The 17381-nt window shown below is 68.1% G+C and carries 15 protein-coding genes; 12 read left to right on the forward strand and 3 right to left on the reverse strand.

Translation table 11 applies throughout. The features are described from left to right. Positions 1–337 precede the first annotated feature (337 nt). From WMF43_RS11030 to WMF43_RS11040, 3 genes are all read right to left on the reverse strand, one after another. On the reverse strand, positions 338–1051 hold the full coding sequence (locus tag WMF43_RS11030) for a hypothetical protein (RefSeq protein ID WP_437679578.1): 714 nt from the start codon (positions 1049–1051) through the stop codon (positions 338–340). Between the two features lie 158 nt (positions 1052–1209). After that, positions 1210–1386, reverse strand: coding sequence for a hypothetical protein (locus tag WMF43_RS11035; RefSeq protein WP_437679580.1), 177 nt, complete (start codon positions 1384–1386; stop codon positions 1210–1212). Between the two features lie 40 nt (positions 1387–1426). Beyond that, entirely contained in the window at positions 1427–2854 is a 1428-nt protein-coding gene (locus WMF43_RS11040) for a hypothetical protein (RefSeq protein ID WP_437679581.1), read from the reverse strand. A 185-nt stretch (positions 2855–3039) separates the two neighbouring features. Here WMF43_RS11040 and WMF43_RS11045 point away from each other — a divergent pair, with 185 nt between their 5' ends. From WMF43_RS11045 to WMF43_RS11100, 12 genes are all read left to right on the forward strand, one after another. Further along, positions 3040–4149, forward strand: a complete 1110-nt coding sequence (locus WMF43_RS11045) for a DUF444 family protein (RefSeq protein ID WP_437679583.1) — start codon at positions 3040–3042, stop codon at positions 4147–4149. A gap of 6 nt (positions 4150–4155) precedes the next feature. Continuing rightward, complete coding sequence (locus tag WMF43_RS11050; protein WP_437679585.1) at positions 4156–5718, forward strand: SpoVR family protein; 1563 nt, start codon at positions 4156–4158, stop codon at positions 5716–5718. A gap of 14 nt (positions 5719–5732) precedes the next feature. Next, complete coding sequence (locus tag WMF43_RS11055) at positions 5733–6950, forward strand: tetratricopeptide repeat protein (protein WP_437679587.1); 1218 nt, start codon at positions 5733–5735, stop codon at positions 6948–6950. A gap of 943 nt (positions 6951–7893) precedes the next feature. After that, positions 7894–8451: a hypothetical protein gene (locus WMF43_RS11060; protein ID WP_437679588.1), complete on the forward strand. Its 558-nt coding sequence runs from the start codon at positions 7894–7896 to the stop codon at positions 8449–8451. Beyond that, positions 8448–9689, forward strand: a complete 1242-nt coding sequence (locus tag WMF43_RS11065; protein WP_104978609.1) for a class I SAM-dependent methyltransferase — start codon at positions 8448–8450, stop codon at positions 9687–9689. The genes WMF43_RS11060 and WMF43_RS11065 overlap by 4 nt, the downstream gene beginning before the upstream one ends. Positions 9690–9761: 72 nt before the next feature. After that, entirely contained in the window at positions 9762–12143 is a 2382-nt protein-coding gene (locus WMF43_RS11070; protein WP_437679590.1) for a SpoIIE family protein phosphatase, read from the forward strand. A 75-nt stretch (positions 12144–12218) separates the two neighbouring features. Beyond that, positions 12219–13085 carry a slr1658 superfamily regulator gene (locus tag WMF43_RS11075; RefSeq protein ID WP_437679591.1) on the forward strand — a complete coding sequence of 289 codons (867 nt, stop codon included), beginning with the start codon at positions 12219–12221 and terminating at the stop codon, positions 13083–13085. 48 nt (positions 13086–13133) lie between these two features. Further along, the gene (locus tag WMF43_RS11080) at positions 13134–14123 is read left to right on the forward strand and encodes a PP2C family protein-serine/threonine phosphatase (RefSeq protein ID WP_437679592.1); all 990 of its coding nucleotides are present in this window, start codon (positions 13134–13136) and stop codon (positions 14121–14123) included. Continuing rightward, complete coding sequence (locus WMF43_RS11085; protein WP_233561296.1) at positions 14123–14614, forward strand: ATP-binding protein; 492 nt, start codon at positions 14123–14125, stop codon at positions 14612–14614. The genes WMF43_RS11080 and WMF43_RS11085 overlap by 1 nt, the downstream gene beginning before the upstream one ends. Before the next feature lie 34 nt (positions 14615–14648). Beyond that, positions 14649–15059 carry a hypothetical protein gene (locus WMF43_RS11090; RefSeq protein WP_020734190.1) on the forward strand — a complete coding sequence of 137 codons (411 nt, stop codon included), beginning with the start codon at positions 14649–14651 and terminating at the stop codon, positions 15057–15059. 33 nt (positions 15060–15092) lie between these two features. After that, positions 15093–16502, forward strand: a complete 1410-nt coding sequence (locus WMF43_RS11095; RefSeq protein ID WP_437679593.1) for an STAS domain-containing protein — start codon at positions 15093–15095, stop codon at positions 16500–16502. Between the two features lie 367 nt (positions 16503–16869). Further along, positions 16870–17376, forward strand: coding sequence for a MarR family winged helix-turn-helix transcriptional regulator (locus WMF43_RS11100; protein WP_437679594.1), 507 nt, complete (start codon positions 16870–16872; stop codon positions 17374–17376). Positions 17377–17381 lie beyond the last annotated feature (5 nt).

Genomic DNA, 17381 nt, shown 5'->3' on the forward strand with positions numbered 1-17381 from the left:
CGTCGTCGCGCCGCCACTTCACGGGCCGGCGCGGCGACGCTGGCTGCCCCGTCTGCGCGCGGCGAGCGCGGTCGAGGCGGTACGGCCTCGCTGCGATGTCGTGCCACTGTCTGACCGCCACGTGGGTGGTGCTCACGGTCGGTGAGCCCTTGCGCCCGGCGCTCTGATCGCGCCCCGCCGCGCCGCGCCGCGCGCGGCGCGGCGTGCTGGACGGCGCGGGGCGCTGCGGGGCGGACGCCGCGCCGCGGCGGCGCTTCGCCGCGGGCCATCGCCCTCAGGAAAGGATCGGGAGAAGGGATGGGCAGGGCGCGCAGCGCGGCGCGCCCTTCGCGACGGCTCAGCTGGCGGCCGCACGCCTTCCGGCGGTCGCGCGCTTCTGGCCTGCTCTCTGGGCGCGGGGCCGCGCCGCCCTCGTCGTCCGCGCCGGCGCGCGCCCGGCGGTCGCGCGCTGCTTCGGTGCGCGCCCGGCGGTCGCGCGCTGCTTCGGCGCGCGCCCGGCCGCCGCGCGCTGCGGCGCCGCTCCCTTCGCGCCCGCCGCCTTCTTCCGCGCGGCTGCCGGTCCGGCCTTGCCCCGCGCGCGCCCCGCCGCCCCGCCCGTGGCAGCCCTCTTCCGCGCGACCGCCGGCTTCCTCGCCGTGGCGGCTCGCCGCCGGCTCGTCGGACCGGCGGCCGTCTTCCTCGTGCCGCTGCCCGTCTTCTTCGCGTTCGTGCTCGTGGCGCCCGCGCCCGCCTTGGCGCGCCGCGGGGTGCCCGGCCGCGCCGCGGAGCCCGCGGTTGCCTTGCGTGTGCCCTTCTTGCCCTGGGTCGCCCGCTGCCGCTGGCCCGCGGCCTTCTTCGCGCCGCCGGCTGCGCCGGCTGCAGCCCTGGTCTTCCTGACCGAGGCCGCCTTGCCCCGCTCCGACTCGCCCGTCGACCCTGCGGACGCGGCCTGTCCGCGCGCGACTGGCGCTCTCGGCCTCGACGTAATCCCGACCCGCTTTCTCTGCCCGGACGTATCCTTTGCTGTCTCGCCTCTCGGCATGGCGCCCTCCCCTTCGAGCTCTCTCGACATGAGCTCGCTCGTGGCCTCATGGTGCCACAGCCTTTCCTCTTTCCCGGTCGGAAAGTCGGCGGGAGAGACCGGAATCGAAATCAGGCTCTTCTGTAGTCCACCCCGGCGCGAGCGCCTATTGCGCGTCGGGTCCGCGGCACATCCACCGGCAAATCGCCTCAAAAACCCCAGTCGAAGCCGACGCGGGCGCCGCCCTCGAGGTGCCGCTGGCGGGGCTGCCGCGAGGTCTCGAGCACGTGCTCCAGCGCGACCCCGAGGCCGGCCCACGGCAGGATGTTCCGCACCCGCAGGGCGGAGGCGCCGACGAGCGCTCCGCTGCGCAGCCCCGGGCTCACGCGGAGGTCGACCCTCCCCAGGGCGCGATCGCCTCGCCCGTCAGAAGCAGGTGCCGCCGCCGCAGCTCCTGCCCACGCAGAGCAGCAGCTGGAACGTCTCGGGGCTGCCGATGCAGCGGAACCCGCAGACGGCGGGGCCGCTGCCCTCGTCGAGGCAGCCGAAGAAGCACGCCACGTCCTCGGCGCAGGAGGGGTTGATGAAGCACTGGTTGAGCTGCGCGCAGCACGTCTCGGCCACGCAGCCCCCGCACGCCGTGCCGTCGGAGGGGCACGCCGTGCCGCCGCAGAGGCCGTTCGTGCAGCTCTCGTTGCAGCATTCGCCGGAGTCCGCGCACGGCGCGCCCTCGGGCCTGCACTCGGTCGTGCAGCCCGCGCTCGGGTCGCACGCGCCGCTGCAGCAGCTCTCCGCCGACGAGCAGCTCGATCCGTTCGGCAGGCAGTCGACGCAGGCGCCCTCGAAGCAGAGCCCGCTGCAGCACGACGCGCCCGACGCGCAGCCGCCGCCGACCGGCGTGCACGGCGTCCGGCAGACGCCGTCCTCGCACGCGTCGCTGCAGCACGCGTCGTCGCCCGCGCAGGCGGCGCCGTCGCGCGCGCACTCGCCGCAGGTCAGCCCGCAGATCGCGGTGACCTCGCCGACGCAGATCTCGTCCCAGCTGGAGGTGCAGCAGAACGGATCGGCGCGGCAGATCTCCGCCGCGCAGCCGCCGCAGATCTCGCCGAGCGGCGGGCCGATCTCGCACGGCTCGTGCGAGCAGGCCGCGCCCCCGCAGATGCCGCCCTCGCACACGCCGGAGCAGCACGCGTCGGCCGTGGCGCACGCGGCCCCGTCCGGGCTGCACCCGCCGCACACGCCCGCGTTGCAGCGCCCGCTGCAGCACTCGCCGCCGGCGTCGCAGGAGAACCCGTCCGGCGCGCACGCCTCGGCGCAGGCGCCCGCGACGCACGCGCCGCTGCAGCACCGCGCGCCCTCGTCGCAGAGCGAGCCGTTCGGGATGCAGGGCGTCTCGCACACGCCGCCCACGCACTGCAGCGAACAGCACTGCTCCGAGAAGGTGCACGGGGTCCCGGCGGCGAAGCAGCGCTCGCCGCAGGAGCCCGCCGTGCAGACGCCCGTGCAGCACTGGTCCGCCCGCTGGCACGGCGCCCCGTCGAGGAAGCAGCCCTGCCCGCAGACGCCGTCGCTGCAGAGCCCCGAGCAGCAGCCGCGCGGGGCGGCGCACGGCGCGCCGTCCAGCGCGCAGCTGCCGCCGCCGCAGATCCCCTGCGCGCACGCCGCGCTGCAGCAGTCGGCCCCGCTCTCGCAGGGGAACCCGTCCGCGCGGCACACCGGCGCGTCCGGCGGGGCGTCGGGGGCGCCCCCCGCGCCCGCGAGCTCGGGCAGGCCGAGGAGCTGCTCGCGGGAGCCGCAACCGAGCGCGTGGAGGCCGAGGGCGGCGAAGAGGACGGCGGCGGCTCGGACAAGCACGGCGCGCAGGGTATCACGGGCGCAGTCCCAGACGGGCGGGCCTGACGGCCGCGAGGGCGCCGGGGACGAGCCGGGGAGACGGCCGGGAGCCCGCGGCGCGGCGGACGGCGCGCGCCGGCACCGTCCGCCGCGCCGGCTCGCCGAACGTGCGGACCGGAGGCCGCTTCCGATGCTACACTTGCCCGGTGTCGTTGAAGATCGACCAGGATCACGGGCGCTTCCGTCAGATCGTTCGCGGCCGCATCCGCGAGAACCTGCGCAAGTACATCTCGCAGGGCGAGCTCATCGGGCGAAAGGGGAAGGATCTCGTCTCGATTCCGATTCCGCAGATCGACATCCCGCGCTTCCGCTTCGGGGACAAGCAGCGCGGCGGCGTCGGCCAGGGCGACGGCAACCCCGGCGACCCGGTGGGGGGCTCGGACGACAAGCAGCCCGGCGAGGGGAAGGCCGGCAGCGGCGAGGGGGATCACCTCCTCGAGGTCGACGTCACGCTCGAGGAGCTCGCCGGCATCCTCGGCGAGGAGCTCGAGCTTCCCGACATCCAGGACAAGGGCAAGAGCAAGATCTCGAACGCCCACGACCGCTACTCCGGCATCCGCCGGGTCGGCCCGGAGTCGCTGCGCCACTTCAAGCGCACCTACCGCGAGGCGCTGAAGCGGATGATCTCGAGCGGGACGTTCCGCCCGACCGCGCCCGTCGTCGTCCCCATCCCGGACGACAAGCGCTACCGCTCGTGGAAGACGATCACCGAGCCCGTCGCGAACGCGGTCATCATCTACATGATGGACGTCTCCGGCTCGATGGGCGACGAGCAGAAGGAGATCGTGCGCATCGAGTCGTTCTGGATCGACGCGTGGCTGACCCGCCAGTACAAGGGCCTCGAGTCGCGCTTCATCATCCACGACGCGATCGCCCGCGAGGTCGACCGGGACACGTTCTTCCACACGCGCGAGTCCGGCGGCACGATGATCTCGAGCGCCTACAAGCTCTGCTCGCAGATCATCGACAACGACTACCCGCCGGACGAGTGGAACATCTACCCGTTCCACTTCTCCGACGGCGACAACTGGTCGATGGACGACACGCTCTCGTGCGTGGACGTGCTGAAGACCCAGATCCTGCCGCGGGTCAACATGTTCGCCTACGGGCAGGTGGAGAGCCCGTACGGCTCGGGCCAGTTCATCAAGGACCTGAAGGAGCACTTCTCCCAGGACGAACGGGTCGTGGTGAGCGAGATCAGGGACAAGGACGCCATCGTGGGCAGCATCAAGGATTTCCTGGGGAAGGGGAAGTAGAGCGGCATGAGCAAGTTCGCGCTGAACACCGCGCTGCCCCGTTACCTCCGCACCGAGAAGGATCGCATCGAGAAGATCGCCCGGGACTACGGGCTCGACTTCTTCCCGGTCATCTTCGAGATGCTGACGTACGACCAGATGAACGAGATCGCCGCGTACGGCGGCTTCCCGAGCCGCTACCCGCACTGGCGGTTCGGCATGGAGTACGAGCAGCTCTCGAAGAGCTACGAGTATGGCCTCTCGAAGATCTACGAGATGGTCATCAACAACAACCCCTCGTACGCCTACCTGCTCGAGGGCAACTCGCTCACGGACCAGAAGCTCGTGATGGCGCACGTGTACGCGCACGTCGACTTCTTCAAGAACAACTTCTGCTTCCGGTCCACCGACCTCGACCAGCGCGGCCCGATCGTCGACCCCGTCCGGCGGAGCGAGGGGTACGACCCGGACCGCAAGTGGATCGACAAGATGGCGAACCACGGCGCGCGCGTGTCGCGCCACATCGAGCGCCACGGGATCAACAAGGTCGAGGCGTTCGTCGACCACTGCCTCTCGCTCGAGAACCTGATCGACCCGTGGGCCCCGTTCACCGGCCGCCCCGCGCCCAAGGAGGAAGAGGAGCCCACGGAGGAGCCGATGGACACCTACAAGCTCCGGGCCAAGGAGTACATGGACTCCTTCATCAACCCGGAGGAGATCCTCGAGGCGCAGCGGAAGAAGCGGCAGGAGCAGAAGAAGCCCGAGCGCAAGGTCCCGGAGCGGCCCGAGCGCGACGTGCTCAAGTTCCTGCTCGACCACGCGCCGCTCGACCGGTGGGAGCGCGACGTGCTCGACGTCATCCGCGAGGAGGCCTACTACTTCGTGCCCCAGCGCCAGACGAAGATCATGAACGAGGGGTGGGCCTCGTACTGGCACTCCAAGATGATGACCGAGAAGGTCCTCGATGCCTCGGAGATCATCGACTACGCCGAGAACAACGCCGGCGTCATGGCGACGGCGCCGGGGCGCTTCAACCCGTACAAGGTGGGCGTCGAGCTTTACCGGTACATCGAGGATCGGTGGAACAAGGGCCGCTTCGGCCGCGAGTGGGAGGAGTGCACCGACCTCGACGCGAAGCGCACCTGGGACATGCGCCTCGGCCTGGGCAGGGAGAAGATCTTCCAGGTGCGCGCGCTCTACAACGACGTCACGTTCATCGACGAGTTCCTGACGCCGGAGTTCGTGATCGACCAGAAGATGTACACGTTCGGCTTCTCCGGCCGGAACGACCGGTTCGAGATCGAGAGCCGCGAGTTCAAGGAGGTGAAGGAGAAGCTCCTCTTCCAGCTCACGAACTTCGGCGATCCGTACATCCGCGTCGTCGACGCCAACTACGGCAACCGCGGCGAGCTCCTGCTCGAGCACGTGCACGGGGGCTTCGACCTGCGCGCCGACTACGCGCGCGAGACGCTCGTGGCCCTCGTCCGGTGCTGGAAGCGGCCGGTCGGCGTGGCGACGAAGATGGATAACAAGCCGGTGCTGCTCCGCTACGACGGCAAGGAGCACGCGATGACCCCGTACAAGCTGTGAGCGGCGGCGCGCCGATGCGCCGGATCGCGGGCCTGCTCGCGCTGGCCGGCTGCGCGGCCGCGCCGGCGCCGCCGGGCACGCCCGCGGACGTGCCCGCGCCCGCGCGGTCCGCCACCGCTGCCACAGCAGCGCCGCCCGCGTCGGCGCCGCCGGCGCCGGCGCCGGCCGGAGCGAACGCGGCGCCGGCCCTGTCGGCGTCGGCCGCGCCGGGCGCGCCGGCCGGATCGGGCGTCCCGCTCGACGCGCCGTCCACCAGCGAGGCGGCCGCGGCGAGCCCTCCGCCGAAGGTCGCGCGCGGCACCGGCACGCCCGCGGACCGGAAGCTCGAGGAGGGCGACGCCGCGTACGCGCAAGGCGACTTCGCCGCCGCGGAGAAGGCCTATCGCGCGGCCGCGCAGCTCGACCGGAAGGACGCGGCGGCGATCGTCGGCGCCCAGCGCGCCGCGATCGCGAGGGCGGGAGTCTCGTCCGAGTATGGCGGCGCCCCGAACGACAGGACGCTGCTCGCCGCGATTCCGGAGCTCCGGCGCGCCGTGAAGCTCGATCCGGGCTACGCGCCAGCGCACCTGGAGCTCGGGCGCGCGCTGCTCGTGCTCGGCCGCGCGGACGCGGCGCTCGGCGAGATCGCGCGGGCCGCCGAGCTCGCGCCCGCGGACGCCGAGGCCCGATCCGCGCTCGGCGTCGCGCACCTCGCGCTCGGCAACTTGCAGGACGCCGTCCGCGAGCTCACCCGGTCCGCCGAGCTCGCCCCGGGCGACGCCGAGCGGCAGGCGAACCTCGGGACAGCGCTCCTCGCGGCGGGCAAGACGGCGGACGCGATCCGCGCCTACGAGCGCGCGGCGAGGCTCTCGCCGGCCGACGCGCGCCTGCAAAACGATCTCGGGACGGCCCTGCTCGCCGCGAACGATCCGGCGCGGGCAGTCCCGCACCTCGAGGCCGCCGTCGCCCGCGATCCCGCGCGCGCCACCTACCGATCCAACCTCGGGTATGCGCACCACCTCCGCGGCGACCTGCAGAGGGCGATCGCCCTCTACCGCGAGGCGCTGAAGCTCGACGACCGGCTCGGCAGCGCCTGGATCAACCTGGGCAATGCGCTGGCGCAGTCGGGGCAGCTCAAGGAGGCGCGCGCCGCGTACGAGAAGGCGCGCGCCGTGGATCCCACGGATCCGCGCGTGAAGGCCGTGATGGACGAGCTCGACGCCATCGAGCGGCGCGGCGCCGCGCCGCGGTGAACAGCCGCGCACGCGCGCGCCGGGGCGGCGCGTGTCAAGCGCAATCGTTGCCGGCGCGGCGCAGAGGCCCCGCGCGCACCCGCGCCCTGGCCGCACGGCGGAAGAGGGCGAGTTGGCGAGCCAAGCGAGATCACGAAGCGCGGGGCGAACGCGGCGTCTTGGCGTGCGGGGGCTCGGCGCGCAGGGGCTCGGCGCGCGGCGTCTCCGACGCACGCGCTCGCTCGACGCCGCGACGCCGCGACGCCGCGACGCCGCGACGCATCGCGCCCGCGTTACCGCCGTTACGTCGCCGTGAAAACCACGCGCGCGAGAGGGCCACTCGTCCCGGCCCTCGCCGGCGCCGCGTGGGTAGCCCCACCGACCTCCGCACAGTTCCGTAGCGACTCGCGACCACACTCCATGCGTCGCCGCGCGGGGCGCGGGGGCCGCGGGCAAGAAAGTGTTGACAGGAGCGACGCGCTTTCGATTACCTCTCTCTGAGACTCCTCTCGACGCTTCGCTGGCTGCACTCACCACCTGCCAAGGTCCGTGGTCGATGCGGGAAGCAACAAATTCACGTCGCGGCCGCCGGACCGATGTGCGCCCTTCGGGGGGCGAGTGGATCAGCAGGCGTCGTCAGGGTGGATCTCCGACACGAGGAGAAAGACCGGCGAACGCGCCGCACTCGGGCCGATCCGCCGGGCCCCGGCCGCCCGAGCGTGTGAGGAGAGCACCTTTCTCCACCTACACAAACTACCAGCAGAGGTGTAATTGTAACCTGAGTCACAATTTTGGCGCGAATTTGTAGCAATCCGGGTGCCTTCAAGGCAGTCCTGGCTACCGGCGGTGCGCGGTCGAGTTTACAGCGGCGACGGCGAACAGGGGCGCGACGCCCTCGACGCGGCACCCACACTCCAGGTAATCTGCGTCGTGCCTCCTCTCGCAAACCAACCCCGAGGCCTTGATGTCCGTTTCGAAGCCGACCGATGTAGCCCCGACGCTGCGACCACCGCCGGTCATGGCGCCGATCGGCATGATCATCTCAGCCAACTTCTCGGTCACCGGCTTCAGCAGACGCTGGAGCCACTGCCACCAGATGGCAAACTTCCTCGCGAGGTATGCCAGCGCCAACGAGGACGACCCTGAGCGCTACGCGACGCTCCTCTCGACCTTCTTCAACGAGCTGCTCGAAGCTATCTATCGCAATCACGCCCCGTCGGGCAACATCAACATCACCTTTCAGAGAAACAACGGGCGCATCAGCGTGACAGCTGAGGTCCCCGCCAACGACGAGAGCGTTCAGTTCTACAAGCACGCGGTCCAGCTGCTGAATCAGCCCGATCCCATGACCTGGTACCGGGAGCAGCTCGAGCACGACGTGCCCGACAACGACATCACCACGCTAGGCCTGCTAGAGCTCGCCGTAGTCTACGGCTCAACGCTGAGTTTCACTGAACCCAAGAACGGGAACTCGCTGACCCTGAACATCGAGTTGCCGTTTACTGAGGTAGATGAACAATGAGCGCTTCAATCTACCCTGAGACCGTCGTCCCGCCTTCGTCCTCGTCGGGGAGCCTCCCGTCGTGGCGATCCTCGGTGACGTTCAACATGCGGGTCGACCAGAACGACCAGGAGGTCGCCCTCGCGGGGATGCTGCGGCCCTTCGTGGGCGACCAGATGCGGGCGATCCGGGGCACGCTGGAGACGGCGGCGAAGAACGCGACAGGCGAGCTTTGCCTCGATTTCAAGCGCCTCAAGTACATGAACAACGTCGCCTTCCTCGAGATCAACCGGTTCGTCCGGTGGGCCGTGGAGGCGCGCCCGAACCTCAAGATCCGGCTGATCATCTCGAGCGTCATCCCGTGGGCGATCCGCAAGTTCCAGGTGATCGCCGAGCTGTACCCGAACGTCTCCGTCGTCATCTACGACAAGGCGTTCTATCCGCTCCAGCAGGTCATCGAGGACGACGACTTCATCGTCGTCCTGCTCACCCAGGCGAAGATCATCTGGGAGCACGAGCGGCTGATCCTCGAGCGCCACGGGCTCCAGCCGGGGATGCGGATCGCGGACATCGGGTGCGGCCTCGGGGAGTTCGCGCTCAAGCTGCAGGCTGACTTCAAGCCCGAGTACATCGTGGGCGTCGACCACTCCAGGCCGATGCTCCGGTACGCCCAGAAGGTGGTGAAGAGCCTCGGCCTCGACAACGTGGAGTACCAGTACGGGGACGCCGCGGCGCTCCTCCTGCCCGACAACTCCTACGATTTCGTGTCCTGCCGGCTGTCGCTCCAGGTCTTCGATCAGCCGAAGCGCATCCTCCACGAGCTGTTCCGCATCTGCAAGCCGGGCGGGCGGATCTACGTGACCAACGAGATGATGTCCTGCATCGCCGGGTACCCCCAGCAGGAGGCCATCCGCTGGACGTACGACGAGATCATCACGATGGGCCGCAAGCTGGGGATGGACATGGACATCGGCTTCAAGACCCGGGAGATGCTCGTCGACAGCGACCTCGAGGACATCAAGGTCGATCTCGTCAACATCAGCAACATGAACACCGACCGCCACGATTTCGCCAAGGTGGTCGAGAGCTGGTCGTACGTCATCAACCAGATGGCTCAGAGGACGGAGGCCGACGCCGAGACGCAGGAGCGGCTCAGGCTCGGCCACGCGGCGCACGTCGAGGCGATCCTCAGCGAGCGCGGCTACGCGTCGTGGCCCATCTACGCGGGCTCCGGGCGCAAGCCGCTCCGATGCATGTGACGAGAGATCCGTGGCGAGTGAAGCCAGGCGAGCGGGCGAGGCCGGCAGTACTGGTTGAAGGAGATGCGTGACGTGGCATCCTCTGATAAAGAACGAACACCGGCGGGCCCGCGGGGCATCTTCGCGAGGCTGACCAAGTTCAATACCAAGTTCCTCCTGGTGACCGGCCTCAGCGTGCTCATCGGCGCGCTGCTGAACATGATCGTCGCCCGCCAGGGCATCCATCGCCTGAGCGAGAAGTCGACGCGCGAGATCGAGTCCGGCCTGAACGTGGCCACGCGCGAGTACCTCACCAACCACATCGAGGACAAGGCTCAGCACACGAACTTCCAGCTGAACCACGCGTACTCGGATCTCGAGATCTTCGCCGACATCGTCCAGCAGGCGTCCGACATGGGGCAGAGCATCGAGCCGATGCTCGACGTCGCCGGCGGGCTGCCCGCCCTGCACGACAAGCTCATCTACAACCCGAAGGGCAACTGGTTCCAGAACGGCCCCGACGAGCCCGCCGCGGTCACGGTCTGGGGGTACATGGGCGACCGCGGGGCGGTCCTGCCCGACGTGCAGCGCTCGGTCGACCGGTCGGCGTGGCTCGACCTGCTCATGCCGTCGTTCGCGAAGTACGGCGCGTCGAAGCTGCAGCTCTACTACGTGGGGCCGCGCGAGCAGCCGTTCGCGAGGATGGTGCCTTACACGGACACCGGCGGCGCCTGCGACAAGAAGTACCCGGGGCACAACGAGAAGATCTGGTACGACTTCTTCTTCCCTGGCCTCGTGGACAGCTGGCTCGAGTGGATCAAGACGCCGGACGGCCTGAAGCAGCTCAAGACCCAGATCACCGTCCTCCCGCCGTACGAGGACGCGGCGGGCGGCGGCATGGTCATGACCGTCTTCCACCCGATCTGGAGCAAGGACCGGAAGGCCTTCGCCGGCTCGGTGGGCATCGACCTGACCCTCGCGCAGCTCATCGAGTCGATCAAGGACGTGAAGCTCGCGCAGACCGGCTTCGCCTTCCTCGCGCAGTCGGACGGCAACGTGCTGGCGGTCAACGATCCCGGCGCGGTGACCCTCGGCCTCCAGGCGAGCTCCGACAAGGCCGAGGCGGGCGTCGGCCTGCTGACGCGGCGCCTCAAGGACAGCAAGGAGCCCCAGATCGCGGGCCTCACGCCGCCCACGGCCGACCAGATCGACTACCACGAGGTCACGATCAACGGCCAGCAGCACATCGTCGTGCTGGAGCGCCTCTCGGCGCTGAACAGCTGGGCCGGCTCCACGATCGCGACGGAGCACTGGACCCTCGGCTTCGTCGTTCCGAAGGCCGAGATGTACGCCTCGCTCATCGCGGCGCAGGAGGCCATCGAGCAGAGCCGGACGAGCATCGTGACGACGCAGATCCTGATCACGATGGCCTCGTTCCTCGTGCTCATGCTCGGCGTCTACCTGGTCTCCCGCAAGATGACGGGCGAGCTCGTCGCGCTCTCGACGGGCGCGACGCGGATGCGGGAGGGCGACTACGGCGTCCGGATCCAGGTGAACTCCGCCGACGAGATCGGCCAGCTTGGCGTCGCCTTCAACGAGATGGCGAGCGAGATCCAGGCCTACACGAACAACCTCGAGGAGCTCGTCGGCGAGCGGACGCGCGCGCTCGAGAAGGCGAACGAGGAGATCAGCGAGCTGAACGCGAAGCTCGCGCAGGAGAACATCCGCCTCGGCGCCGAGCTGAACGTCGCGCGCCAGCTCCAGCTCATGGTGCTCCCCGCGCCGGCCGAGCTCCAGGAGATCCCGGGCCTCGACATCGCGGGCTACATGGCCCCCGCCGACGAGGTCGGCGGCGACTACTACGACGTGCTGCGGAGCGACGGCATGGTCAAGATCGGCATCGGCGACGTGACGGGCCACGGGCTCGAGAGCGGCGTCTTGATGCTGATGGTCCAGACCGCCGTGCGGACCCTGCTCGCCGCCAACGAGCGCGATCCCAAGAAGTTCCTGAACATCGTCAACAAGGTCATCTACCAGAACATCCAGCGCATCCGCTCGGACAAGAACCTGTCCCTGACCCTCCTCGACTACAGCGACGGCGACGGCAAGCTGCACCTCACGGGCCAGCACGAGGACCTGATCATCGTCCGCAAGGACGGGACCCTCGACCGCGTGGAGACCATGGGGCTCGGGCTGCCGATCGGCATCGACCTCGACATCAGCGACTTCATCGGCAGCATCGAGGTGCAGCTGGAGCCGGGGGACGTCGTGACGCTGTTCAGCGACGGCATCACGGAGGCGGAGGACTCGTCAGAGGAACAATACGGCATCGACCGGCTCTGTCAGGTGATTTCGCGGAGTCATGAGAAGACCTCGAAGGAGATAAAAGACGCTATCATCGAGGATGTCTTGGCGCACGTTGGCTACAACAAGATCCATGATGACATTACAGTGCTTGTCATTAAGAGGGTGTGAGCAAGGGGGAGACTGGGCATTACCATGAGCGAAATCATCGGCGTCTACTCTTTAGACGATTCGTTCAGCGAGCACATGTCGCTGACGTTGTACCCCGACTCGTTCGCGGTGAGATGGAGCCTGTGCAACCTGACGGCGAATTTCATGGCCGAGTACTTCGGCGAGCTCTTTCCGGAGATAGACGGCGAGGACAGGCTCATCAGTCGAGATGAGGTCTCTGGTGCCATCGGATACGTCCTGAACGAGCTCGTCGAGAACGCCGTGAAGTTCAACCAGCACGGCGATATCACGGTGACCGTCGGTATCGGGCGTGAGGACCTGGTGTGCCTCGTCAGCAACCAGATCACGAACGCCGCCGTCCCCTCGCTGCGCGAGAAGCTCCTGGAGCTCACGCAGGAGGACCCCGGGGAGCTCCTGCGCAGGCAGGCCGAGGCGAACGCCGAGGACGCAGAGAACGCCGGGTCGGGGCTCGGGTACCTGATCATCATGAACGATTACGGTGTCAGTCTTGGGTGGAAGCTGGATCCGATCTCGGTCAACAGCTTCAGCATCAAGACGATGGCCAGAATTCCTATTTTGAATGAAAGGTCGAGAATGGAAATCAAAGGCGGCAACTACCGGGTTTGGTACGATCCTTCCGAGGTGGTGGTGTACCTGGAGGGGATCCTTCGTCTTGGCGGCACGACCGAGTACGCCCCCATCGAGGAGCTGCTCGACAAGGTCCTCGCCACGAACCCGCCGACGATCACGCTCGACGTACGCGCGCTGAACTTCCTGAACAGCTCGGGGATCAACGTCCTCTACAAGTTCGCGATCGCCACCCGGAAGAAGGGCGAGCTCCAGCTCATCGTCCGCGGGTCGAAGTCCATCCCGTGGCAGGGGAAGTCGCTGCCCAACCTCAAGAAGTTCAATCAGAACTTCGAGATGATACTCTGTGATTGAGCTCGGATGGGATCCTCCGTCCAACCCGATTCGCGTCCAGGTCGATCCATGACTTCACCCAAGGACATCAGCTCGATGCACTCCAGAGGCTTCATACAGAAGCAGAGTAATCTGGATGCCATCAGGGCGATCGTGAAGGATCGGCAGGCGTGGAACACGCTGCTGCGCGAGGAGGGGAACTTCACCGACTTCATGGAACGCTGCAGCGCGCTTTTGGAGTACGTCGACAAGCTGAAGCTGGATTTCGACGATCTCTCCCTGGTGCACGAGGCGATCCTGGAGCACGCGACCAGCATTGAAAACGAGCTCGAAGGGTACAACCGGGCCATCGACGACGACCTCGCGGTGGCGCGGCAGGTGCAGCGCGCGCTGCTTCCGGAGGCGAGCGGAGCCATCGCCTCGGCGTTCGACATGGCCATCTTCCACAAGCAGCTGGCGCAGGTGGGAGGGGACTATTACGACTTCTTCTATCTCCCCGGGGAGCGCCACGCGATCGGGGTTTACGATATCTCGGGTCACGGAGTATCGTCGGCGCTCATCATGGCGTTCCTGAAGGCCCAGTTCGCCCACGCCACCAAGCGGCTCGACAGCCCGGGCGCGATCGTGGACTGGGTGAACCGGAGCGCCTACTCGTTCCTGCGAGAGGTCCGCCGGTACGCGACGGTGAACTTCGTCATGTTCACGGACCGGTTCCTTCGCTACGTCTCGGGCGGAGGCTACGGGCTCCTGGTTCGCCGCGGGACGCCTCGCTCGTTCAACCGGGTGAGCAACTTCATCGGTCTGCGCATCAAGCCGTTTCACGAGTTCGAGCTGCCGTTCGAGGAGGATGACGTCCTCGCCTTGTACACAGACGGGATGTTCGAGGCGCAGGACGCGAGCGGGGAGATATATTCCGTGCAACGTCTCAACGAAATCGTCGTCAAGCACAGCGAGGAGCCGGTGCAGGTAATCCTCGATCGATGCATCGAGGACTACACGCGGTTCCGAGTGGCGGACGCCGACGACATCACACTGATCATCCTGCGAAGGTGCGCCTGATGAAGCCCGAGAAGAATCATTCGCAGACGTCGGTCGGTGCATCGATATACATATCTCCGATCGATCACATCACGGGCGACGTGGCCGGCCTGCTTGCGAACTTTTTGGACGCGCTGCTGGTAAGGTTCTATCCGAGGCGGATCTGCCAGAAGGTCAACGTGGTCGTCACGGAGCTGGTCACCAACGTGATCCAGCACGGGACCGAGCGCGAGAGCGAGGTGCGGCTGGATCTGAGCATCGATCCGGACCGGCTGCTCATCAAGGTCTCGAACCGCGTTACCCCGGAGGAGTACCGAACCGTCAAGGCCGTATTCGACGAGATCTTCGCCGCGGAGGACCCGAGGGAGCTCTTCGCCAGGACAGTGCGCGAGCGGCGCAACGACCGGCGCAGAGGAGGCCTCGGCCTCATCCGGCTGACCGCCGAGAACAAGTTCCATCTCTCGACGCAGTACGTCGATGGAATCCTCGTCGTCCAGGCAACTTTCCCTTGAAAAGGCTGCGTATGTTTTCCACGAAAGGTCGCGTATGAAGGCTCTCAGCTATGGAGAAATCACGGATGGCGGGCTGAGCGTCTTTCAGTCGGTCGCCCGGCTCGATGACGACAACCGCCTCGTCCTGACCTTCGAGGGCGCTATCCGGATCGACAACCCGTACCGGTACCTGTCCAGCTACCTCGACGAGCTGGCGCGGGTCCTGCCGCAGCACCCCATCACGTCCACGGTGATGGATTTCGTGAAGATGCGGTTCTGCAACTCGAACGGCTTCTACGTCATCATGGACATCGTGGACGCGGTGTACAACCTCGTGCCCGGTCGGGTGACCGTGAGGCGGATCCTCGACGACGACTGGCAGCACGAGACCCTGCCGATCCTCCTCAACCTGAACGAGGAGCACGTGGCCGCGAGGACGACGTTCGAGGATGTCAAAGAACCTTAGCCGTGGGGTGGGGGCGCGGTAGGGCGAGCGGCGATGGAGGCACCTGCGAACGAAGCGGACCTGCTGCGGTTCTTCGCTGTCTGTCCCGATCCGCTGTGCGTGTTGCGGATCGACGGATCGTTCCTCCGGGTGAGCGACGCGTGGGAGCGCACGCTCGGGCTGGGGGCGGGGGATCTGATCGGGCGGAACCTCCTCGATCTGGTTCATCAGGACGACGTGGCGTCGACGCGGGAGCAGCTGGAGCGGCTCCGGCAGGGGTCGGTCACCCTCGGGCTGGAGAACCGGTGCAGGAGCAGGAGCGGCCTCTACGTCTGGCTGTCCTGGTCGCTGCTCTCGGTGCCGGACGAGGGGCTCGTCTACGCGTGGGCGCGCAACGTGGGCAAGCAGAAGCGCCTGGAGCGGGCGCTGATGCAGCGGATCGAGACGAAGATGCTCGTCGCGTCGATCTCGGCCCATTTCGTCAACGTGAAGCTCGTGGACATCGACCGGGGCTTCCAGGCGGCGCTGGCGGAGCTCGGGAGGGCGCTGCGCGCCGACAGGACGACGCTGTTCCTGCTCTCGGAGGACGGGCAGCGGTTTTTGAACACGCACGAGTGGTGCGCGGAGGGCGTCCCGTCGCTGCGCGCGGAGCGGGCGACCGTCACGCGGGACGCGTATCCGTGGCTCGTCGAGCGGCTGTTCCGGCTGGAGCTCGTGGACGTGCCGCGCGTCGCCGATCTGCCGGATGAGGCCGAGAGCGAGCGGCGGGCGTTCACGGAGCTCGGGATCACGTCGCTCATCAGGATGCCGGCGGCGTACGCGGGGCGGCTGATCGGGGTCGTGGGGCTCGACGCGGTGCGGGCGCACCGCGCGTGGGACAAGAGCGTCCGGGCGCTCTTGCAGGTGGTGGGCGAGATGTTCGCGATCACGCTGGAGCGCATGCGCGCCGAGGAGTCGCTGCGCGACGTGATCGATCAGAAAGAGTCGCTGCGCGAGGTGGTCGAGCGGCAGGAGAGCGCGATCGAGACGCTGTCGACGCCGATCATCCAGGTCTGGGACAGCGTGCTCGTGCTGCCGCTCGTGGGCAGCATCGACCGCCGCCGGGCCTCCGAGATCACCGAGAAGCTGCTGCACACGATCGTCGAGACGAAGTCGCACTACGCGATCGTCGAGGTGACGGGGGTCGAAGAGGTCGACTCGGCGACGGCGCAGCACCTCATCAGCATGCTGCAGACGATCGAGCTGCTCGGGGCGCAAGGGGTCGTGGCCGGGGTGCAGCCGCAGGTGGCGCAGACGGCGTCGTCGCTCGGGATCGATCTCTCGTCGGTGCAGGTGCACCGGGACCTGCAGGAGGCGCTCCGGTGGTGCATCCGGGAGCTGCGGGCGAAGAGCGGGCGGGGGGCGCGGCGGCGCGGACAGGGGAGCGGGCGCGGGCGCGGACGTGGACGCGGGCGGGGGGAGTAGGCAGGGCGGAGATCCGAGGGGGCGGCCCCCGGAGGGTGTGCTCGTCGCGGGGCGCGGGCAGGGCTGAACTCGCCTGGGACGTTGTGTCCCCTCCGTGCTGCGCACTCCGGAGACACAACGTCAATTGGGGCTCAAACAACAGCCCTGCCCGCGCCCCGCGACGAGCACACCCTCCGGGGGCCTGCGGTCCGCCCGGGGCTTGGACGACGCACGACGAGCACAACGTTGAGGGGCGGTCCGCCCGGGGCTTGGACGACGCACGACGAGCACAACGTTGAGGGGCGGTTCGTCCGGGGCGCAGACGGGCCTTATCACGAAGGGACCGGTGCGGCGGCCTTGACGCCTGCTTCGGGAGCGAATATTTCGTATGCGAAGCATCGTGAGCGTGAACCCGCCGCCGGAGAGACCGGAGATCGACGCGATCGTGGAGATGATCATCTATCTCTACACGGAGTCCCGGCGGCTCACGAAAGGGATGGCGAGCGGGTTCGGGCTCACCGGGCCGCAGCTCACGATCCTCAAGCTGCTGGAGTCGTTTCAGGATCTGTCGCTGTCCACGCTGTCGGAGCGGATCCGGGCGCAGAACAGCACGGTGACCGGGATCGTCGACCGGATGGAAAGGGAAGGGCTCGTCCGGCGCGAACGGTCGAAGAGCGACCGGCGGGTCGTGCACATCCGGCTCAGCGACAAAGGGGCGCGGCTCGCGCGCGAGATCCAGGTGGAGCCGATGGAGATCTTCAGGAGCGCGCTGCTCAGCTTGAGCCCGACCGACCTGCGCGACCTGCTCCGGATCCTCACGAAGCTGCAGAAGCAAGTGCTGCTGCGGGTCGGGCAGGGCGGGGCGAAGAAGGGCGAGGGCTGCGACGGCGCGTAACAGGG

It is taken from the genome of Sorangium sp. So ce131 (assembly GCF_051519095.1).
Lineage (GTDB): Bacteria > Myxococcota_A > Polyangia > Polyangiales > Polyangiaceae > Sorangium.

Bases quoted from the DNA above. Each gene is read 5' to 3' on its own strand.
- WMF43_RS11075 (WP_437679591.1), top strand. From the start codon at position 12,219: ATGTCGCTGACGTTGTACCCCGACTCGTTCGCGGTGAGATGGAGCCTG.
- WMF43_RS11085 (WP_233561296.1), top strand. From the start codon at position 14,123: ATGAAGCCCGAGAAGAATCATTCGCAGACGTCGGTCGGTGCATCGATA.
- WMF43_RS11055 (WP_437679587.1), top strand. From the start codon at position 5,733: ATGCGCCGGATCGCGGGCCTGCTCGCGCTGGCCGGCTGCGCGGCCGCG.
- WMF43_RS11060 (WP_437679588.1), top strand. From the start codon at position 7,894: ATGTCCGTTTCGAAGCCGACCGATGTAGCCCCGACGCTGCGACCACCG.
- WMF43_RS11030 (WP_437679578.1), bottom strand. From the start codon at position 1,051: ATGTCGAGAGAGCTCGAAGGGGAGGGCGCCATGCCGAGAGGCGAGACA.
- WMF43_RS11100 (WP_437679594.1), top strand. From the start codon at position 16,870: ATGCGAAGCATCGTGAGCGTGAACCCGCCGCCGGAGAGACCGGAGATC.
- WMF43_RS11080 (WP_437679592.1), top strand. From the start codon at position 13,134: ATGACTTCACCCAAGGACATCAGCTCGATGCACTCCAGAGGCTTCATA.
- WMF43_RS11095 (WP_437679593.1), top strand. From the start codon at position 15,093: ATGGAGGCACCTGCGAACGAAGCGGACCTGCTGCGGTTCTTCGCTGTC.
- WMF43_RS11090 (WP_020734190.1), top strand. From the start codon at position 14,649: ATGAAGGCTCTCAGCTATGGAGAAATCACGGATGGCGGGCTGAGCGTC.
- WMF43_RS11065 (WP_104978609.1), top strand. From the start codon at position 8,448: ATGAGCGCTTCAATCTACCCTGAGACCGTCGTCCCGCCTTCGTCCTCG.
- WMF43_RS11050 (WP_437679585.1), top strand. From the start codon at position 4,156: ATGAGCAAGTTCGCGCTGAACACCGCGCTGCCCCGTTACCTCCGCACC.